The sequence below is a fragment of the Gordonia sp. DT30 genome (assembly GCF_049844915.1).
In the GTDB taxonomy this organism is placed as follows: Bacteria; Actinomycetota; Actinomycetes; order Mycobacteriales; family Mycobacteriaceae; genus Gordonia.
Window position 1 is genome coordinate 1 of record NZ_JBNCLY010000057.1, and the last position, 1180, is coordinate 1180.

General features: G+C 59.3%; 1 protein-coding gene. It reads right to left on the reverse strand.

Annotation, left to right across the window (positions count from 1 at the left end):
* Positions 1–112 precede the first annotated feature (112 nt).
* Positions 113–1180: GAD-like domain-containing protein (locus ACLQ3C_RS21405; RefSeq protein ID WP_425707106.1), on the reverse strand; the 1068-nt coding region annotated here is incomplete at its 5' end.

The window sequence follows — 1180 nt, forward strand, 5'->3', positions numbered from 1 at the left end:
ACCAAACCTTAAGCGAGACACCGGCGTTGCGCCCTACGCCACGCTCAAACCACCCACACCTACATCACAAGAGCCGATATATCATAGGGGATGGATCGGGAACCACCCGGTCTTATAACCCGCGCGGACGCAAGACATTCGGCAACTCTGCACGCGTCACACCGCCCTCTATTTCCGATGTCCACCCCATCGCCTCAACCGGATCGTACGAATACACTATCTCAGACCGCCCGCCAGAAAACACCGTCACCTTCAATCCCTCCCATCGCCACCCCTGCAACTCTGCCAACTCTCCGGTCATTTGCCACAATCGCCGATTGAGTTCCTCATGAACTAACAACACTATCCTTCGCGCTCCCGTCGGTGTGTACAACGCAACCGCATGGGCGTATAGGCCCTGCGAATCCTTCACCGAGGTGCCAACCGCAGCCACCCACGACTGCCCTCCCTCCGCAGAGGCCAGGTCAGCGATCAGAGCGACAATCCTTGACTCCACATCGGCGATCGCAGCAGACGATCCGTCACCGCCGCTACCAAGCTCGGAGACAGTCGATGTCTCCGTCGCTCGAGGACCCACCTCCGCCGTGAACTCACCCCGACGAATCTTATCCAACACAAACAAATGCTCACGCACCTTCACCTTCTGAATATGGCTTACCTCCGCCGGACCACCCAACAGAATCGACGGCACAAACCCATAACACTCATCCGGCCCCACCGGCCCATACGCCGCCAACGCCTGCTCAAACAACCCATCACCATGCCGATCCCACAGATTCATCTCATCTACTCCCATCGTGGCAAACCATGAGAAAGTCGCCACCTCCGGCCGCGTCCGCGCCGACTCCATAAGATCCTCCCATTGAGTACCATCGGCCGGGCGCAACGACAAACACACCCCACACCCCGCACTCCAAAACCACACCTCCCCAAACGCACTCCGCGCCACCGGCACCAACAACGAACCCGGCTCCAAAAACGACACCCTCACACCCCGCAACATCTCCTCCGACGCAGCCGCCCACTCCAACGGATCCACCAACCACATCGCACCATCCAAAAACCCCGAAAACCCCACCCGCCGCCACAACTTGAACAACACCTCCGGCACCACACCACCAAACTCCGCCACATGCTCATCACCACACACCGGCCCCTGCCAAAACACCGGCAACGCCTC